Annotated in this window: 19 protein-coding genes; 11 read left to right on the top strand and 8 right to left on the bottom strand. The window is 48.6% G+C overall.

What is annotated here, in order from left to right; genetic code table 11:
* Positions 1 to 138: 138 nt before the first annotated feature.
* Both GK108_RS20660 and GK108_RS20655 read left to right on the top strand, forming a co-directional pair.
* Positions 139 to 1,266 carry an alkene reductase gene (locus GK108_RS20660; protein ID WP_163952635.1) on the top strand — a complete coding sequence of 376 codons (1,128 nt, stop codon included), beginning with the start codon at positions 139 to 141 and terminating at the stop codon, positions 1,264 to 1,266.
* Positions 1,267 to 1,311: 45 nt separating this feature from the next.
* Complete coding sequence (locus tag GK108_RS20655; protein WP_163952633.1) at positions 1,312 to 2,208, top strand: NAD-dependent epimerase/dehydratase family protein; 897 nt, start codon at positions 1,312 to 1,314, stop codon at positions 2,206 to 2,208.
* Between the two features lie 94 nt (positions 2,209 to 2,302).
* Here GK108_RS20655 and GK108_RS20650 read toward each other — a convergent pair whose 3' ends face one another.
* A complete protein-coding gene (locus GK108_RS20650; RefSeq protein WP_163952631.1) occupies positions 2,303 to 2,872 on the bottom strand; it encodes a hypothetical protein in 570 nt (189 codons plus the stop codon).
* Between the two features lie 92 nt (positions 2,873 to 2,964).
* Here GK108_RS20650 and GK108_RS20645 point away from each other — a divergent pair, with 92 nt between their 5' ends.
* Positions 2,965 to 3,312 carry a winged helix-turn-helix transcriptional regulator gene (locus tag GK108_RS20645; RefSeq protein ID WP_163952629.1) on the top strand — a complete coding sequence of 116 codons (348 nt, stop codon included), beginning with the start codon at positions 2,965 to 2,967 and terminating at the stop codon, positions 3,310 to 3,312.
* Here the strand turns inward: GK108_RS20645 and GK108_RS20640 are convergent.
* Together GK108_RS20640 and GK108_RS20635 are read right to left on the bottom strand one after the other, a co-directional pair.
* The gene (locus GK108_RS20640) at positions 3,297 to 3,842 is read right to left on the bottom strand and encodes an HD domain-containing protein (protein WP_163952627.1); all 546 of its coding nucleotides are present in this window, start codon (positions 3,840 to 3,842) and stop codon (positions 3,297 to 3,299) included. The genes GK108_RS20645 and GK108_RS20640 overlap by 16 nt on opposite strands.
* A gap of 47 nt (positions 3,843 to 3,889) precedes the next feature.
* On the bottom strand, positions 3,890 to 4,210 hold the full coding sequence (locus tag GK108_RS20635) for a hypothetical protein (protein WP_163952625.1): 321 nt from the start codon (positions 4,208 to 4,210) through the stop codon (positions 3,890 to 3,892).
* A gap of 217 nt (positions 4,211 to 4,427) precedes the next feature.
* Between GK108_RS20635 and GK108_RS20630 the strand changes: the two genes are divergently transcribed.
* The 3 genes from GK108_RS20630 to GK108_RS20620 all read left to right on the top strand — a co-directional run bounded on the left by GK108_RS20630 (position 4,428) and on the right by GK108_RS20620 (position 5,854).
* Positions 4,428 to 4,934 carry a TonB-dependent receptor plug domain-containing protein gene (locus tag GK108_RS20630; protein WP_163952623.1) on the top strand — a complete coding sequence of 169 codons (507 nt, stop codon included), beginning with the start codon at positions 4,428 to 4,430 and terminating at the stop codon, positions 4,932 to 4,934.
* Positions 4,935 to 4,993: 59 nt separating this feature from the next.
* Positions 4,994 to 5,509: a molybdopterin-dependent oxidoreductase gene (locus GK108_RS20625; protein WP_163952621.1), complete on the top strand. Its 516-nt coding sequence runs from the start codon at positions 4,994 to 4,996 to the stop codon at positions 5,507 to 5,509.
* 117 nt (positions 5,510 to 5,626) lie between these two features.
* Entirely contained in the window at positions 5,627 to 5,854 is a 228-nt protein-coding gene (locus GK108_RS20620; protein WP_163952620.1) for a hypothetical protein, read from the top strand.
* A gap of 9 nt (positions 5,855 to 5,863) precedes the next feature.
* Here the strand turns inward: GK108_RS20620 and GK108_RS20615 are convergent, their stop codons facing one another.
* The 4 genes from GK108_RS20615 to GK108_RS20600 form a co-directional block, all read right to left on the bottom strand.
* Positions 5,864 to 7,141, bottom strand: a complete 1,278-nt coding sequence (locus GK108_RS20615) for a hemolysin family protein (RefSeq protein WP_163952617.1) — start codon at positions 7,139 to 7,141, stop codon at positions 5,864 to 5,866.
* A gap of 96 nt (positions 7,142 to 7,237) precedes the next feature.
* Positions 7,238 to 10,426: an efflux RND transporter permease subunit gene (locus GK108_RS20610; protein ID WP_163952615.1), complete on the bottom strand. Its 3,189-nt coding sequence runs from the start codon at positions 10,424 to 10,426 to the stop codon at positions 7,238 to 7,240.
* 211 nt (positions 10,427 to 10,637) lie between these two features.
* Positions 10,638 to 11,039 (bottom strand): hypothetical protein, encoded by a 402-nt coding sequence (locus tag GK108_RS20605; protein ID WP_163952613.1) that lies wholly within the window; start codon positions 11,037 to 11,039, stop codon positions 10,638 to 10,640.
* Between the two features lie 458 nt (positions 11,040 to 11,497).
* On the bottom strand, positions 11,498 to 12,334 hold the full coding sequence (locus tag GK108_RS20600; protein WP_163952611.1) for a hypothetical protein: 837 nt from the start codon (positions 12,332 to 12,334) through the stop codon (positions 11,498 to 11,500).
* Positions 12,335 to 12,705: 371 nt separating this feature from the next.
* Here GK108_RS20600 and GK108_RS20595 point away from each other — a divergent pair, with 371 nt between their 5' ends.
* On the top strand, positions 12,706 to 14,025 hold the full coding sequence (locus GK108_RS20595; RefSeq protein ID WP_163952609.1) for an MFS transporter: 1,320 nt from the start codon (positions 12,706 to 12,708) through the stop codon (positions 14,023 to 14,025).
* Positions 14,026 to 14,086: 61 nt separating this feature from the next.
* On the opposite strand, the gene GK108_RS20590 is transcribed toward GK108_RS20595, so the two are convergent.
* On the bottom strand, positions 14,087 to 14,506 hold the full coding sequence (locus tag GK108_RS20590) for a winged helix-turn-helix transcriptional regulator (RefSeq protein ID WP_163952607.1): 420 nt from the start codon (positions 14,504 to 14,506) through the stop codon (positions 14,087 to 14,089).
* Positions 14,507 to 14,689: 183 nt separating this feature from the next.
* Between GK108_RS20590 and GK108_RS20585 the strand changes: the two genes are divergently transcribed.
* From GK108_RS20585 to GK108_RS20570, 4 genes are all read left to right on the top strand, one after another.
* Positions 14,690 to 15,049: a DoxX family protein gene (locus tag GK108_RS20585; protein WP_163952605.1), complete on the top strand. Its 360-nt coding sequence runs from the start codon at positions 14,690 to 14,692 to the stop codon at positions 15,047 to 15,049.
* Positions 15,050 to 15,257: 208 nt separating this feature from the next.
* Positions 15,258 to 15,638, top strand: coding sequence for a lipocalin family protein (locus tag GK108_RS20580; protein ID WP_163952603.1), 381 nt, complete (start codon positions 15,258 to 15,260; stop codon positions 15,636 to 15,638).
* A 464-nt stretch (positions 15,639 to 16,102) separates the two neighbouring features.
* Complete coding sequence (locus GK108_RS20575; protein ID WP_163952601.1) at positions 16,103 to 17,350, top strand: MFS transporter; 1,248 nt, start codon at positions 16,103 to 16,105, stop codon at positions 17,348 to 17,350.
* Positions 17,351 to 17,465: 115 nt separating this feature from the next.
* Positions 17,466 to 18,956 carry an L-fucose/L-arabinose isomerase family protein gene (locus GK108_RS20570; RefSeq protein WP_163952599.1) on the top strand — a complete coding sequence of 497 codons (1,491 nt, stop codon included), beginning with the start codon at positions 17,466 to 17,468 and terminating at the stop codon, positions 18,954 to 18,956.
* Positions 18,957 to 18,985 lie beyond the last annotated feature (29 nt).

Raw genomic sequence — 18,985 nt, 5'->3', positions numbered from 1 at the left:
CGCCTTGGAACGTAATCAGGCGTACATAAGCGAGGCCGATCAGGCTACGTAGTGTTTCTGGATAAGGACATTACGTGGAACAACTGCCTCAATAAGCCTGCTGGAACCATAAAACTGTAACTCAAAAAAAGTAAAATCATGTTGTTTCAATCGTATCAATTAGGTGGTTTATCCCTGAAAAATCGTATTGTCATGCCTCCCATGACACGTTCTCGGGCGGCCAAAGGCGAAGTGGCTACGGAACTAATGGCCGACTATTACGGTCAGCGGGCCAGTGCAGGGCTGATCATTTCGGAAGGCACCCAGATTAGTCGGCAGGGGCAGGGGTACGCCTGGACACCGGGCATTTTTTCGCAGGAACAAATTGACGGATGGCGTAAAGTTACCGACGCGGTTCATGCATCGGGTGGCGTTATCTTTGCGCAACTCTGGCATGTGGGTCGCGTTTCGCACGTATTGCTCCAGGAAAATAGGGCTTCGCCGGTTTCCGCTTCCGCCATTCTGGCCGACGGTGTAAAGGTGTTTGTTGACCCGACGGGTAAGGGACCGGAGGACGGTGTTGGCGAAATGATTCAGCATTCAATGCCTCGGGAACTGACAATTCCCGAAATCAAACAAATCATTCAGGAGTATGCTCAGGCGGCTAAAAATGCCATCGCGGCCGGTTTTGACGGGGTGGAATTACACGGAGCGAACGGCTATTTGATTGAGCAGTTCATGGATTCTCAGACCAACCGACGCACGGATGAATACGGGGGGACTCTGGAAAACCGACTACGGTTTCTGAGAGACGTTGTGACGGCGGTTGTTGACGCGGTCGGAAAAGACCGGGTTGGCGTGCGACAGGCACCCTTAACCACGCTCATGGGCGCAATTGATGATGATCCGGAAACAACCTATATCGAAGCTGCTAAATTCCTGAACGATAGTGGGATTGCCTATATCCACATTGCCGAAGCCGACTGGGAGAATGCACCCGTTATGCACATCGCTTTCAAAGAAGCCTATCGCCGGGCTTTCAGCGGTACGTTGATCTATGCCGGAAAATACACAAAAGAGCGCGCTGAAGAAGCGTTACAAAACGGTTGGGCTGATTTAATCGCCTTTGGCCGTCCGTTTATTGCCAACCCCGATTTGCCCTATCGTCTTGAGCATGATCTACCTTTAAATGAACCGATTCGGGAAAAATTCTTTGGAGGTGGTGCGGCAGGATATACCGATTATCCGTTCACTGATGCGGAAAGTTTTGCCGCAGTAGCTCAGTAAAGAACGTAGCAACTAATTGGTAACCAGTTAACGATTCATTTTTTTATGAAACTATTTATTACGGGGGCTACCGGCTACATCGGTAGCTCACTAGCCGCACATCTCATTAAAAAAGGCCATACGGTTTACGGACTATATCGGAACGTAGCAAAAGAAGCCGATCTGCGTAAACTGGGAATAATACCCGTATTGGGTGACTTGGACAACGTAGCGACGCTTACTGACTATGCCAGAATAGCCGATGCCATTATTAACACCGCTGACTCCGACCAGCGTCGGGCAGTAGAAACGATCATTGATGCAATTAAAGGGACTGGAAAAGTCTTTATCCATTCGTCGGGGTCCAGCGTCGTGAGCGATGATGTGCTGGGCGAGATTGAAAATCCGAATCTCTACGATGAAGAAACACTTTTCCGCCCGATGGATGTAAGACAGGAGCGGGTAAACATCAACAACGATGTGCGTATTGCGGGCATTACCAAAGGCATACGAACCATTGTTATGGTGCCGTCGATGATCTATGGCGATAGTTTGGGTCTGCCCGTTGAGAGTGACCAGTTACCGAAAGTGTTTAAAAAATCCCGCGAGTTGGGCGCGGGTGTTTACTTAGGGAAGGGAATCAATCGCTGGAGTAACGTACACATTGCCGATCTGGTAGAACTGTATGAGTTGGCCTTGGAGAAAGCACCCTCGGCTTCGTATTACTACGTCGAAAACGGCGAAGCATCGTATAAAGAACTGGCGGAGTATGTCAGTGACGTACTGGGTTATAACGGCAAAACCGTTTCGTGGAATGGTACCGAAGCTATAGCCGAGTTGGGTGATTGGGCACGGTTTGCCTGGGGATCCAACAGCCGCGTGAATGCCTTACATGCCAGACGTTTATTAGGCTGGCAACCCAACCAACCCTCCATTCGGGAGTGGATACTGGCAAAAAAATAGGGCTGTTCAATAGAATGCTACCTAAACAGCTTTCTAAACGTAGCAGAATAACGTAACGTATCGGCAAATGGACGTTACGTTACTCTGTAACCAATTAAGCTCGTCTGATTAATGGGATTTGTAGGTTAGTTGGCCGGTTTTCGGGCGTATCGAAACCACGACCATCAACGTGGCGGGCACCCCAGAACATCAGATTATTCTGTACAAAGATTAAATCATACTCTTTAAAGAGCTGCCCCTGAGTGAGCCCAAAAGGAAGAAATGCTTTTTGGAAAACAGACTGGGACGTGTTCAACTGCCAGGCGTCGTAACCGTCGGTGGCTACCTTGTTCAGGATATCGATAAACGCTGGATGTAAGGGAGTTACATCGTAGGCTTGGCTGGCTGTAAAATCAACCTGCTGCGCTCCCATTATGATTGGATGCTCACCTTGCCAGCTTATATGGCCTTTGAGTTTAATGTTGGCCAAAGGTATTTGTCCATAGGCATCTGCAAAATTGATGATTTCCAGGGCAAATATATCCTCGGCTGAGTACGTAAATCGCCTGGTCAGGTAGAAAGGCTTTAGGCTTCCATCCGCGTTTTTGCTACCGCTCGGACGTAGCTCGGGAGCGATGCTAATCCATTCGCCCGCTAGTTGTTGTTTAAGTTGGTCTAGTGTCATTGTTCTCGAATTTGGGTAAGGCAAAGTTGTTACCTTTGTCCAGATTCTGAAAGTAGTCACCAATAAGCGTACTAGTACAATTTTCTAGACTAATGGCCAGTTTGCGCAAAAACAAAGATTTCAACCCAAACAATTGCCCCGTTACTCATTGCCTGAATAGGATTGGCGGGAAGTGGAAAATCCTGATCATGTATGCCATTAGTAAACAGTGCAACCGCTTCAGTGCGCTTCAACGGGCAATTCCCGACATTAGCAAACAAATGCTTGTCAATCAGCTTCGGGAACTGGAGGAGCATAAAATCATTGACCGGATCATTTACGCTGAAATTCCTCCGCGTGTTGAATACAGGATTACGGAGTATGGGCAATCGTTGATGCCGGTTATTGCTGTTATGCAGGAATGGGGAATAAACGACCTAAGGAATCAACTTGCCAGATAACCTTCGTACGCTAGTAGTTTATTGGTCAATCGGTGTTCCAAATACGCATTGGCTCCTTGCAGCGTTTCCAGAATCACGTTCGCTTCCTGGTGATAGCTGATCTTTTTCTGGAGAGTCCAATGGGCAGGAGGGGCCTGTAGATTCGTGATTCGATCGGCGAGCTTAACCGCCCATACTTCCATTGGTTGCTCTTTAATCCGGGACAAACAGTCAGGCATCTGTTCCTCTTTGGGCAGATGCTTATTTTTAGTTAAGGCCAGAACGGCATCACTTATCTGAGGACCAAACTGTTCGGTGAGTTCGTCGGTCGTAGTGCTTGTATCCTCTAACGTATCGTGGAGGAGAGCTACATGGATAGCCAGATTGATATCAAAATCTTTAGTATGGGGCGCGGCTACCAACAGCTCCATGGCTACGTTGCTCAGGTGAACAACATAGGGGAGGTTCGTGCCGGGTATATACTGATGATGCTCCTGATGCTTTTCAGCGGCAAACCGAATTGCCCGCTGGTATAGGTCCTGTGCGTTCATATGCTTTCAACAGATAAGCTGAAAGATAAGAAGCAATTGAATACGGGTTATTTTAATAGAACAGGCTCTTCATTAACGCTGGCGAGTAGTTCACCTTTCGCGTTGTAGGCAGCAAGGCTATCCGACTTCTGGATGGTCGAATTAACTGGTTTGGTGATTGCCTCCTGGCTTTCCGGGTGCGTTTTTGCAAGGCCCAGCGTTTGCCATCCATAGACAAGAAACGAACCAAATAGCCCAAAAAACAGGGCCGTAGTGGCGTATTGGATACGTAACCGGCTGGTCGTTTGGTTCGAAATGGCCTGGCTTACGAAATAAATAGCGAGGAGAAATTGGCAGCAAATTCCCAGTAATAGAAAGAAGTTGTTCATCACAACGCAGAGTTTTGATTGAGTTCTATTCTTATGACTTCGTTTGTTGGGGAGTAGACAATTTATTTATTAAACGGTAGGTGAAAGAAACCGCCAAACCGGAGTTTTTTCAGAAAAACAAGCCAATAACAAGACACAAAGCGAATAATTCAGTTCTGAGTATTCGGTATTATTGAGTAGGCGTTATATTTGAACGGAAATAACGATTCTTCCTTTGATGAAAACAACTACCCGGTATCAATTACTAGTACTTTTTGGAGTCATTACGTATTCAATCAATCCTGTTTTTGCCCAACAAACGGCTTCTGCTGACTCAGCACGGGTGTTTAGTTTAGGGGAGGTGACGGTACTGGGGCGGAGGGGAGTCGATTCAACAAACACGGCGTTTAGTCGCCAGATTGAAGCTTTCAATCGCCTGGATGTGGGCCGTGCTCTGAATGTATTGCCCGGCGTTACGTTGTCGAGCGTCGGCGCCCGTAATGAAACGATGGTGTACGTTCGTGGCTTCGATCTTCGGCAGGTGCCCGTGTTTATTGATGGCATACCCGTTTACGTGCCCTACGATGGCTATGTCGATTTAGGGCGTTTTACGACGTTCGATCTGGCGGAGGTGAACGTAGCGAAAGGGTTCTCGTCCGTTACGTATGGCCCCAATACGTTAGGTTTCCCCGAACCGGGCCGTAATTGCCTAGGTAATGTGATTATCAGTACTTTATATACGTAGGCCGACAGGAAAGCCTTTCAAAATAATCTCAACCATTTACACTTTACCACTCTTTTTTCATGGACAGGTTAAAGCAAAAAGTTATCACACACAAGCGGCTCGTATTGGCTTTGGCATTTTCTAGTGTTCTCGTTTCGGTCAGTAGCAGCGCACAAACCGTTTTGACCGTCTCCGGCGAAGTCACAAAACCATTGACATTACAGGCTGCTGAGTTGAAAGCGATGCCTCATTCGCAGGTTGTGGGTAAAGACCGCGACGGAAAAGAACGTACCTACTCGGGTGTGCCGCTCGTTGAGCTGCTGAAACAGGCAGGCACTACGTTAAGTGGAGAACTGCGGGGAGAGAATCTGATGAAGTACGTAGTTGTAAAAGCCATTGACGGCTATGAGGTCTTATTCGCTTTACCAGAGATCGATCCTGACTTTGCCACAAAGACTATTTTACTGGCCGATAGCGTCGATGGAGCACCACTGGCGCAAGGCGTTGGGCCATACCGACTGGTTGTTCCCGGCGAAAAGAAGCCTGCCCGCTGGATTCGGGAGGTAAAATCCATCGAGATTCGTTTTGGGAAATAGAAGTAGTGTATAGTTCATTGTTTTCGGTTTATGGTTGGCTAACGCGAAGCTCTACAAACCATAAACCATAGACCATAAACCAATGATGCGTAGCTGGAGTGTAATTTTGCTGGTTTTATGCACCTGCGCGACGTACTGGATCATTACAGCGATCATATTCAGCCTGCTCCAACGCTCAGTCATGAACTGGCGTCGGAGCATCAAGGCTTTCAATTCACGAAAACGGAAAAGGCAGACATCGTCGCGTTTATGCAGCTGTTCACCGACACTACGTTTATCCGTAACCCGCAATTTGCCAATCCTCATTTGAAACGTTCTACAGTAACGCAGCAAGCAGGACGATAAACACTACGGTTAACGACCCAAGGGACGAATCAGGATTTTGTCGATTCGATTTCTGTCCATACTGATAATTTTGAACTGAAAACCGTGCCACTCGAACGCCTGTCCGGCTACCGGAATATCTTCCAGGATCTGAAGCGCAAAACCGCCAATGCTATTGAAATTCGCGTAACTTCCCCGATCCGAAGGTGTAATATTGAACTGACGAACAAACTCGTCAAAAGGCCATTGCGCATCAGCCAGGTAAGTTCCATCCGGTTGTTTAACCAACTCTTTATCGTCTTCTTCCTGCGAAAATTCCCCAATCAGCGCATCCAGAATATCATTAATCGTTACCACGCCAACCACATTGCCATATTCATCCACCACAACGGCCATATGAATCCGGCTTTCCTTAAATTTCTCCAGTACGGGATAAGCACGCGTATTTTCATGTACGGTTAGCCCCCTACGCGTTAACGCACGCAAATCGGCATTGGGATTGGTTTGCTTCGCACTCCAGTAGTCCTTCACATGCAGCAATCCCAGCACAGTATCGAGTGAACCATGACATAATGGATAGACCGAATGATGGGACGTAGTGATTTCTGCCCGAATTTCTTCTTCAGAAGACAATGCATTCAGCCAGTCAATATCGGCGCGATGCGTCATCAACGAGGCAATGCGACGGTCGCCGAGGCTAAATACGTTCTGGACAATATCTTCCTCAATGGCGTCGATAGCACCGCCGGATGCTCCTTCGCGCACTACCGACTTAATTTCATCTTCGGTTACCTGCTCCTGGGCTGAACTGATACCCAGCAGTTTGATTAACGCATCGCTCGAAACCGTTAATAACCAGATAAACGGCGATGTTAGCCGGGAAAGCCAGCTCATGGGCGTAACGACCAGCTTGGCGATTGTTTCGGGATAACGCAGACCAATTTGTTTAGGAACCAGTTCGCCCAGAACCAGCGATAGGTACGTTATCACAAAAAGCATGGCTACTACGGCAATGCTGTGGCTATAGGGTTGAAGGAGAGGAATTTGGTTAAGGATAGACTGAACGTTGTCGGTTAGGTTTTGGCCACTGAAAATACCAAGCAAAATACCGATCAACGTAATGCCGATCTGTACGGTCGATAAAAACCGGTTTGGAGAGCGAGCCAGTTCCAAAGCGGCTCTGGCCGATTTGTCGCCGTTGTTGGCGGCTACTTCCAGTCTCGATTTACGGGCGGAAACCAGGGCAATTTCCGACATCGAAAAGATACCATTGAGCAGTGTAAGTAATAAAATGATAAGGAGCTCCATGAGCAGATGAGTCTATGCTAATTAAGGTAGAGTTGTTGTATAAAAATCTGCCACCCAATGGATTTCACCAGATGGCAGATTGATGCGGCTGTTTACTTAGTTGTTCGAGTCGCTGGTTTTTACTTTTTTCGACAAGGCATTCAGAATCAGATCATCGTCGAGTTTGAGCCGTTTGGATTGGAAGCGTTGGGCTAGTTTAGCGAAGATGACGTAAAGCCCGGGTACCAGAAATAGCCCGAACACGGTGCCAATCAGCATACCGCCCGCAGCGGCCGTTCCGATCGATCGGTTGCCCAGGGCCCCCGCGCCAGAAGCGATACAAAGCGGAATCAAACCGGCAATGAAGGCCAGGGAGGTCATCAGTATGGGACGTAGCCGCGTGACGGCCCCTTCGATGGCTGCTTTAACGATCGATAAGCCTTCCTGCTGCCGCTGATTGGCAAACTCCACAATCAGAATGGCGTTCTTACCCAATAGGCCGATCAGCATAACCAGCGCTACCTGCGCATAAATGTTGTTCTGAAGGCCAGCTAGTTGCAGACACAGGAACGAACCGAAAATACCCGCCGGGAGTGACAGTAATACGGGTAAGGGCAGGAATAAGCTTTCGTACTGAGCCACCAGCAGCAGATACACGAAAACCAGACATATGGCAAAAATGTAGATTGCCTGATCGCCCGAAAGCACCTCTTCCCGCGACATACCCGACCATTCGTAGGTGTAGCCACGAGGGAGGGTTTGTTTTGCTACTTCCTCTACAACCCGTAAGGCATCGCCACTACTAAATCCTTTGGCCGCTTCGCCGTTGATGAGGGCCGAGGTGTACATGTTATAGCGAGTCAACTGCTCCGGCCCATATACCCGCTCCAGCCTGACAAAGTTGGAATACGGCACCATTTCCCCCTTATCGTTTTTGACATGCAGCGTCAGTACGTCTTCCGGCTTAGCCCGGTATTCGGGAGAAGCCTGTACAAAAACCCGGTACATCTGCCCAAAACGAATAAAGTTGGTGGCGTATAGGCTACCCATCAGCGTCTGTAACGTATTCATGGCATTCTCGATTGATACGCCTTTCTGAGCCGCCTTCTCCTGATCGACGTGCAGCATATACTGCGGATAGTCGGGGTTGAAGCTGGTGAAGGCATCGCCAATTTCAGGCCGCTTTTTGAGTGCTTCGATGAATGTGTCGGCCACTTTCTTGGTCTTCTGTAAATCCCCCGAACCGGTTCGATCCAGCATTCGGAGTTCGAAACCGCTGGAATTACCAAACCCCGGTACGGTTGGGGGCGAAAAGAACTGGATGCTGGCATCCTGAATGGTCCGCGTTTTCTGCTCCAACTGACCAATTACATCATCGACCGATACGTTCCGATCTTTCCAGTCTTTCAGGTTGATCATGGCCATACCGTAGGAGGCACCCGCCCCGTCGGTCATCAGGCTAAATCCGGACAGGGTCGATACGTTCTCAACGCCCTCAATTCCCGATGCTACGCGTTCGATTTTATCCAGTACGTTTTCGGTGCGCTGGACGGTGGCACCCGCCGGGGTCGTTACGTTGGCATAAATCATGCCCTGGTCTTCAGTAGGAATGAAACCACTGGGCAGCATGGTATTGATGCCCCAGATGCCCGCCGAGAACGCCAGCAACAGGACAATCGTCACGGCACTACGTCGGGCAATGCGCCGAAGTACACGCTGATAACGACCGGTCATGGCGTCGAAGGCGTGGTTAAAACGCGCAAAAAAACGTCCCAGGAATCCTGTAGGGGCGTGGTCATGATTTGGACGTAGCAGCAAGGCACAAAGGGCGGGTGTTAGGGTCAGCGCGTTGACACCAGAGATCAGAATGGCCACCGCCAGCGTTAGGGAGAACTGACGGTAAAATATGCCAACGGGCCCCGACAGAAAGGCTACCGGGACAAACACCGCCGACATAACCAACGTAATAGCAATTAGTGCGCTGCTGATTTCCTGCATCGCCACTACGGTCGCCTGAGCGGGTGGTAGATTTTCTTCCGTCATTTTGGCGTGAACAGCTTCGACCACCACAATGCCATCATCCACCACAATACCAATCGCCAGTACCAGCGCAAACAGTGTAAGCAGGTTGATCGAGAAACCAATCAGGCTCATAAACCCAAAGGCGCCGACCAGGGCTACCGGTACCACCAGCGCACAAATCAGCGTAGACCGCCAATCCTGCAGGAATAGGAACACCACGAGAAACACTAGTACGAATGCTTCCAGCAGGGTTCTGACAACTTCATGAATAGAGGCATCCAGAAAGCGGGAAACATCATAGGCAAAATTGTAGGTCATGCCGGGCGGAAACGATGTTTCCTTGATTTCGGCCATTCGTTTCTTTACGTTATTGATGATGTCGCGGGCATTAGAGCCAGGTCGCTGCTTCAGCATAATGGACGCCGAGGGCTTACCATCCGTTTTGGACGTAACGCTATAATCGGCGGACCCAAATTCGACCGTGGCCACATCTTTGAGCCGTAGCATCGACCCATCCGGGTTGGCCCGTAAAACCAGATTCTCGTACTGCTGGGGCTGGTTGAATTTGCCCGTATAGCGCATTACGTACTGAAGAACTTGGGGGCTACGATCCGCACTTTCGCCCGCTTTACCGGGGGCTGCTTCGACATTCTGTTTCTGAATGGCTTCCACCACTTCTTCGGCCGATATATTGTACGAGGCCATGCGGTCGGGTTTGAGCCAGACCCGCATCGAGTACTCCCGAGCGCCCATAATATCGGCAAAACCGACCCCTTCGATCCGTTTCAATTCGGCCAGAATATTGATATCCGCGAAGTTATAGATGAACTTCTCGTCCATATCGGGATCGTTACTGACCAGATTGAGGTACAGCAGCATACTGTTTACCTCTTTTTCGGTAATGACCCCCGCTTTAATGACCTCCGCGGGCAATTCATCCAGCACCGACGTAACGCGGTTCTGAACGTTCATGGCGGCCAGGTCGGGGTCGGTCCCGACGTTAAAAAAGACCTGAATTAGGGTGGTGCCGTCGTTACTGGATACCGTGTTCATGTAGGTCATGCCCGGTACGCCGTTGATGGCCCGTTCGAGGGGTGTGGCAACAGCTTTCGTACACACTTCAGCGTTCGCTCCCGTGTAGGTAGCCGTAACCGTGACCGAAGGCGGCACAATATCGGGAAACTGCGTAACGGGCAGGCCACTAAGCGCCAGTAATCCCAGTAATGTTATAAGGACAGATATGACCGCCGACAATAGCGGTCGCTTGATGAATATGCTAAACATAGGCGGTTAAGAAATAACCTGTTGGAGTAGAGGTGAACGTGCAGCTATTCGCCCCACCAGACCAAAAGGGCGAAATAGGGCGAATAGTGGCCATTACGAAACCTTTAGGAAGGCTTCGGTAGCGTACCTGCAAAAAATGAAGTAATAATGGAGTTGCTCAGGCAGTGAAAAAACGCCTGATCACTTGCTTAACACAATGCGTGTCGCGCTATTAACCAAGCTGTTGGGGAGGGGGAGATAGAATATCCAGCACATGGGCGGGAATCCGTACTGTGTTGAACAGCATAAATTCTGGCAGCAGAAAGCGAATAAGCGGGAGAAGCGGGGCAAAAACAAACGTAGCCGTGAAGTAGTAATCCTGCCCTAATTTGGTAATGGTAGAATCTTCGTCGGGGTCGTCGTGCTCAGGAACGGTAATACCTAAACACTCTTCTAGCAACAGCTCACCCAGACTTTCAATGTCATTGATCGACAGATCCTCCGATTGGTTGCTGATCAGCGTTACCGAGCTGTTTCGGTCGGGCGAGTCGATACTGACGTTCAGGACATGCAGCGCCATCAACAGGCAAAACAACCTGTGAATAAACGAGCTATGTTTCCTTTGTGACTTCATGAATCGTCAGTAGCAACTGGTCAGCTAGACAAAAATAACGGAGATTGTAGTACGAGCTTGATGATATAACCTCGAATTGGCTACAATGGTGCTTTTGTATTGTTTTTTGTTGATATGATCCAACCAACTGCCAATGTAACTCATTCTTAATTGGGAGGGCCTTGCCGTAGATAACATATCATTGAACAGACCGTATAGCCATCACTGGTCATAAAACCGTTGAACTGCCGATATAGACGTAGCGTCACCCCCATAGCATAATAAATAATCCCTGCCGACATAGTCAGCAGGGATTGAAAACACATGAGAGAAATCTTAGAAAGATAAGTATTAATACTTGAGTAATCAAGTGCTGTAGCTCCCTTTGTCCGGGCCAATTAGTATTCTTTTGGCCATTTCGGCTGTAAAAAAGCCGGAGACGTTTCCTGTTCAACGTTGTAAATCATGCTCGTACACTGCTACTGGCAATCCGTTAGCGTAAACGTCATGGTACGCTGTTTGCCATTGTCGTCAGACACTTGCTCGATGGCAATTTTCTGTGAATTGGTAACTGTATTGGTTGCTTTAAGCGTACGGGTGAGGGTCGCTTTTCCTGCCTCATCAACCTCATAGCCTTTCAATTCACGGGTTACGTGGGTGCGCCAGGCTGCCGTATTGAAAATATCGTAAGGTAGACCACGTTCCATCAACAGCGATTCCGCACTTTTCAGGGTGTTATCGACGGTTACATCTTCGTAGTAGACCGGCGAATCGTTTTCCAGAAATACGTACCGTAGATTATTTTGAGCGTCGTATGTAAACGTTTTTTCAAACGGTTCTCCCCATTCTGGATCAGGTGTCCCTTTAAGACTGGTTACTCGACCTTGGCTATCATACGTAACGGTTGTGGTCAGCATGGCTTTCGAACCGAGGAGGTCGGTTACTTTGGTCAGCTGCCTTCCACTCGACCAGGTGAAGCTTACGGCATCGCCCACCCCCCAGTTCGTTAACTGAGTCGGTTTCTGGCCATTGAGCTTGATCGTAGCACCGGTAATCTGCTTGTTCGTATTGTAGGAGAAAGTGTATTCATAGACTTCTTCGGGCTCGGTAGCGGTAGCTCCCCTAAAATGAATGGTCATTTTGGCTATAGAACCATCGGCGTTGTATTCATAACTATGTTTGTTACCATTGCCCCGGTCAATTTGTGTCAGTTTGCAGGTCGTGCCCAGTGGAGGATCGATGGTTTCTGTTTTCTTACAGCTTGAAAATCCCAGCATCAACACGCTCAGCACCGTACTGTACAGCAATTTATTCATGATCTGTATTGGTTTAGTATACGTTGTCAGAACAAACCTAGGTCGCTGCCGAACCGGAGGCTATGGGTTTGATACTGAACTGCTGGAATTGGGGCCTGAATTCGCAGTTATACCGTATGGATTCCGTGTGATAGGGTTACTGTGCCAAGGTCGGATAGAGGACGATCGAACTAGCCGCCATCCGGTATAGAGACGGTGTGAAGGCCATTCATGACAAAAAAACGGTTTTTTAGGACCGTAGATGGGTATGAAACGGTGCTTTTCGACTCTTTCTACTGGCGATTGTTGAGCTGTATGTCAGGAAAAAGTAAACCACCTGAAAACGCTTCTTCTTTTAGCCCGACCATTGCTGCATTTCTTACCCAATTCGCATGAACAAACCCATTGGAAATTACCGCTGGACTATTGTAGCACTCCTCTTTTTTGCTACCACCATTAACTATCTCGACCGGCAGGTTGTCGGTTTATTAAAACCAACCCTCGAAAAAGAGTTTAACTGGTCGGAGCTGGATTACAGTCGTATTGTTCAGTTTTTTTCGGCAGCCTATGCCATTGGCCTGCTCCTGTTTGGGCGGTTTATTGATCGGATAGGGACCAAAATGGGGTATACCATTGCCATTATTTTCTGGAGCATTGCTGCTATGGCCCATGCGCTGGCTACCAGTACGTTAGGCTTTATTGTTGCCCGAGTCGGGCTGGGGTTGGGGGAGGCTGGTAACTTCCCGGCAGCCATTAAAACCGTTGCCGAATGGTTTCCAAAGAAAGAACGGGCACTGGCTACCGGTATTTTTAATTCAGGAGCTAACATCGGTGCCGTAATTGCTCCCATCGTTGTGCCCTGGATTCTGGGTCTGTACGGCTGGGAAATGGCCTTTCTGGCGACGGGAGCGGTTGGGTTTATCTGGTTGGTCTTCTGGTACGTTGGCTACGAAATACCGTCGAAGCAACGCAAACTCTCGAAAGAAGAATACGATTATATCCACAGCGATAACGAACACACTCCCGATGAGGTGGCCGACCACGGCAAGCCGGTATCCTGGGGTAAACTGCTCAGTTTCCGTCAAACCTGGGCGTTTGTATTCGGAAAAATGCTGACCGATCCGATCTGGTGGTTCTTCCTGTTCTGGTTACAGGATTACTTCTCGACTACGTTCAATCTCGATACCAAGAAACCAAACCTATATCTGGCCGTTCTCTACACGCTGGTGAGCATCGGTAGTATTGGTGGCGGTTATCTGTCTTCCTGGTTGATAGGGCGAGGGTGGAGCGTCTGGAAAGCGCGGAAAGGCGCTATGCTGATGTTTGCTATTCTGGTGCTTCCGGTGATTGCGGTCCGGTTTGGACCCGGTATCTGGACGGCTGTTGCGCTGATCGGGTTGGCGGGCGCTGCTCACCAGGCCTGGAGTGCTAATATTTTCACCACGGCTTCAGATATGTTCCCTAAGCGAACGGTTAGCTCCATTGTCGGGATTGGCGGTATGGCCGGGTCAGTTGGAAGTATTATATTCCCCGAGATTGTTGGACGGATTCTGGATAGCTATAAAAAGGCGGGCGATTTGCAGACTGGGTATGGTATTATCTTTCTGATTTGCGGATTTGCCTACCTGGTAGCCTGGGTGGTTATGCACCTGCTTACACCCAAAATGCAACCTGTTAATCTGGAACCAAACGAGTCGGAGCCGGTGGCATAAGCCATTGTTAATTGTGCATAATGCAAACGGTCCGAAACCATGAGGTTTCGGACCGTTTGCATTACATACTCATACTGACTTCTACTTCGTCCTCTTTCTTTGTCGAGTCCTTTCCTGTAATACGTTTCCGGTGCTGATTCCCCCAGTTACTTAGTGCATCGATCACCGGCTGCAGAGTCGCGCTGTATTCAGTCAACTCGTATTCAATAGTAACGGGTGTGGTTAAATAGACATTTCGGGTAATGAATTCATTTATTTCCAGTTCTTTCAGCTCTTTGCTCAGCACTTTAGCCGTGATGCCGTTTACCTGGCGCTGCAACTCCCGAAATCGCTTTGGCCCTTCATTCAGGGAAATAATAATGAGTAATTTCCATTTGCCATTCAGTACGTACAGTGCATCCTGTACGCCCCTGAGGCTGGATGTGCACTCCTGAATAGTCTCATGTCTTCGCCAGACAGTTTTCGGTTCGTCGATGACCATATTGGTATGCCTGTTAGCTTACATACACTAACTAAGTATAAAGATACTAGGTGCCACGGAATCAGCCATGCGATTTCCTAAAGGATAGTGGTATCCTTTGGGAAACTGCTACCAAATGGATAGTAAGTTCGTGTACGTTTGTCCCGTCAATAAATCTCGGGAGAACTTAATCCGTTTACGAAAATGAATGCGAAAACAAAGCGTATCGTTACCATCATATTTACAGCCCTCGCGGCTGGCATGACCATTTTGAGTGGTATTATGAAGCTGAGCCAGTCGCCAGAAATAGTTGATACGTTAAGCAAAGTGGGGGTGGGCGACTACATAGTGTTTCTGGGGCTGATGGAAATCGGCTTCGCGGCTCTCTTTCTCTATTCTAAAACCATGAAGATTGGCTTCATCCTCCTGTGTTGCTATTTTGCTGGTGCGCTGGCTACTGAACTTTCCCACGGTACACCATTCAACGCGCTGCTACCAATGATTCTTATCTGGGTGGCTACGTTCCTACGGGATAAGTCTGTTTTCTTACCTGAAACGGCATAGATTTATAACGTCAGTAAACGCTGATCACTGCCCAGGAGAACAATTCCTTTTAACAGGGTAAACCCAGGCTCGGTCGCACCAGGAGGGCGGACGAGCCTGGGTTTTTTGTAGTCGTGATACGTGTCACTCGATCCAATACAACCTTTTCCGGTGAAAGGGAGTCCTTTCAGCAACAAAAAAGAGATCGTTTATTCTCGAAAGCTGGATCATGAAAAAGATTCTAGGGATATTCTTACTGGTGTTGGTCGGATGTCATCAGGAACCTGAAGTATCCGTTCGGCCTGGCCAATTGGTGGGTACCTGGAACAGCCTGTCGGCGTCGGCCTCAGCCACTGGAAAACCGTTTATACGCTGGACATTCGATGCCGAGTATGTGTACACAGTAGACGATACCGTAAAGGCTTGCCAGCCAGTTAATAGCACATATTTCTTTACATACTGGTTAGAAGGCGATATACTGGTGATGCGATACGCAGGAATTACGAATGGTTTATTTCCACGGCCTGACAGACGACGACCCATCCGTTCCATAACAGCAACCGAGTTAGTCCTGGATGAGCCCCGCCAGGTGCTTGAAAAGTGCCCTTAAGATCCAGATCGGCAACACTGATTTACTGAAACACAACAGTCCCAGCCGAGACAACTTGACAATGTTAAGTATTCAGGCAAAAAAATTATAGAGTATCCTACAAGGGCCTTTTTGTCATGCTTCGGCACCGACCGCCCGGCTTCGTCATCATGACAAAAATGACCTAATGTGTTTTCGGTGATCTATTTATCTTATGACAAAGCCGTAGCCAGCCCTAACAGCTTCAGACTTCATCGTAGCTCCGCAGCATGCGTTTGTAGAAGGAATCCACTCTGGAAAGATTTTTAAAAACACCTATGCAGTAGGTTTTGACGAGCTGATACTTGATCTCGTACGGAGAAGTATAGCTATCTACGCGTACTGGTGATTTATTTCAATTTTATTAGAAAAAAATACCAAATCTGTTGCTTTTCTGTTTTCTATGCTTATATCTTTGCGTATCCTAACTTAGTGCGTTAAGTACTATGCGAACACCCTTACGCTGGTTCATTGTTTTTCTGCTTTTCATTGCCACAGGGCTGAGCTTTCTGGATCGGCAGGTGCTATCGATAGCCATTATTCGGATTCAGGAAGAGTTTCATATTACCGACGTGCAATACGGTATGGTAAACACCAGCTTTCTGATTAGTTACGCGCTGATGTTTACGCTGGGCGGCTGGCTGATTGATCGGGTAGGGGGAAAACTGGGACTGGCTCTTTCGGTGGGTGTCTGGTCGGTGGCCAATAGTCTGCACGCTATCATCACGAACTTTACCCAACTCGTTACGTTTCGCTTTTTTCTGGGCATTGGCGAAGGGGGCTGTTTTCCCGGTGCTGCCTGGACGGTTTATCGGTGGTTCGACAAAGAAGAGCGGGCACTTGCCAATGGTATTGCTATTGGTGGCTCAGCAATCGGGGCGGTTGTTGCTCCACCGTTAACCATCTGGTTATCGGCGAATTATGGCTGGCGTGGTGGATTCCTGATTCCGGGCCTCATCGGCATTGCCTGGGTTGTTGTCTGGTTAGTTATTCCCTGGGAAAAAGAAAATCTTTTAGTAGAAGCGTCGGCCGAAAAAGCAACGGTTCCGTTTCTGACGTTGCTCAAACAGCGTGCTACGTGGGTATTCATCATAATCCGGTTTCTGCTCGATCCGGTCTTCTATTTCATGATGTTCTGGATTCCGAAATACCTCAGTTCAGTACGTAACGTATCATTCGAGCAGATCGGAAATCTGTTCTGGATACCGTTTCTGGCGTTGGGTATTGCCAACGTAGTGGGTGGCTGGTTCTCCGGTCAGCTGATTGCGCGAAAGTTCAGCATCGACAAAGCACGTAAAACAGTAATGGGTATTGCGGCTGCGTTGACGCTGGCAGCTCCGGCCATTGAGTGGGTGTCGTCGGTGAACGTAGCGGTGGCGCTGATGGCTGTATTTATGTTCGCGCACGGCTTCTGGATTACCAATTACATTACGTCGATCTCGGATATGTTTGGCCAGAAAGCGACATCGACCGTGGTCGGATTATCGGGAACGGCGGGGGCGGTTTCTGGACTGTTACTCAATCCGTTGATGGGCGTAGTGATTCAAAATTATTCCTATCGACCGCTCTGGATTGCTTCTGGCCTGTTGTATCCGCTTGCTTTCGTGATTCTTATTCTGCTGATTCCCAGAATTAAAGCCCTGAATTTAGAAGGCGATCCGAAGCCGGTTACCGATAGTATAGAACACGGATGAGTATGATTTGACGGATTAAGCATAAACCATCATACAAATCCGCGTTCTATTTTTTTTGTACTAAAATTGACTTAGTGCACTAACTGAATTGCTATAAGACATAAACTATACGTACATGGAAAATCAATCCCTAAATGGGTTAGCCGATCAGCAGGTCAATCCCGTAAAACGAAAAAAAACAAGACCTCGAATCGGTGTGTTTGGCGTAGGGTATTTTAAATACTGGGGACAGTTCGATGGGCTACTTGACGATATGCTGCAGAAACAGGCTGTTTTTATCCAGAAAATCGAAGCACTGGATTCGGCCGAAATTGTTGATTTTGGGTTGGTCGATGACGTAACGAAAGCCTACGAGATGGTGCCAAAACTCAACGCGGCCAACCTCGACCTGATTTTCTGCGATATGCTCACTTACGCTACGTCCAGTACGTTCGGCATCATCATCAAAAGCATCGACGTGCCGATTGTGCTGGTAGCCCTTCAGCCCGATCAGGCGATGGATTACAGCCGGGCGTCGACCTACATGCAGTTGTACAACGATGATATTTGTTCGCTGCCTGAGTTTGCGGGTGTAGCCGTTCGGATGGGTAAAAAAGTACCGGAAACCATCATCGGTACGTTGCAGGACGACCCAGCGGCTGATGCCGAAATCGAAAAATTCTGCCGGATTGCGGCTGTATTGCACGATCTGAAAACGTCGAGGATCGGCCACATTGGCCACCCCATCGAGGCCATGCTCGACATGCACTCCGATTCGACCATGCTCACGGCCCATTTTGGGGCGCACATTGTTCAGTGCGAAGCGCACGAAATTGTGACCCAGTACCAGCAGGCAACCAACGAAGAAATTGACGCCGTAAAAGAACGGATTCTGGCTTATTTCGATACGCCCGACCCGGTTTCTGATCCAATTTCGGAGAAACTGCGGGATTCGGATCTGCACATTGCGGCTCAGGCGGCTGTGGCACTGGAACGATTCATCAAAGCCAAAAAACTGGACGGCCTGGCGTATTACTACGACGGTCCTGACAACAGCGACACACGCGTCGTGATGTCGAACCTGATTGTGGGCAACTCCTTGCTACAGGGTGCGGGTTTTCCGATGTGTGGCGAGTCGGATCTGAAAACCTGTATTGCCATGCTCATTATGGAACGACTGGGTATCGGCGGCAGTTTCGCTGAATTCCATCCGGTCGATTTTAAAGAAGGTTTTGTGCTGGTTGGGCACGATGGCCCGCATAACATCGCCATTGCCGAAGGACAACCGGTGCTACGTAGTCTGAAAAAATACCACGGCAAACCCGGTTTTGGGGCAGGGGTGGAGTTCAAAATCAAGGAAGGGCCGATAACGATGCTAAGCATCAGTTCAACTTTCGACGGTAAAATGAAATTCGTCATTGCCGAAGGGGAGTCGATTGCGGGACCAATTCCACCAACGGGCAACACCAACACGCGCGGCTTCTTCAAACCCGATGTGCGGACATTCCTGAAACGCTGGATCAGCGAAGGACCAACGCACCATTTTGCGCTTGGCGTGGGTCACCATGCCGAAACGATACAGCAGATTGCCGACTACCTCAAAGTCGAATCTGTTATTGTTCGCTGATAATAAACTGTTTACCAATTCCTTAAACC

This window comes from Spirosoma terrae (assembly GCF_010435915.1).
Lineage (GTDB): Bacteria > Bacteroidota > Bacteroidia > Cytophagales > Spirosomataceae > Spirosoma > Spirosoma terrae.
The sequence above is the reverse complement of the archived record's forward strand: the minus strand, read 5'-3'. Positions and strand labels throughout refer to the sequence as shown.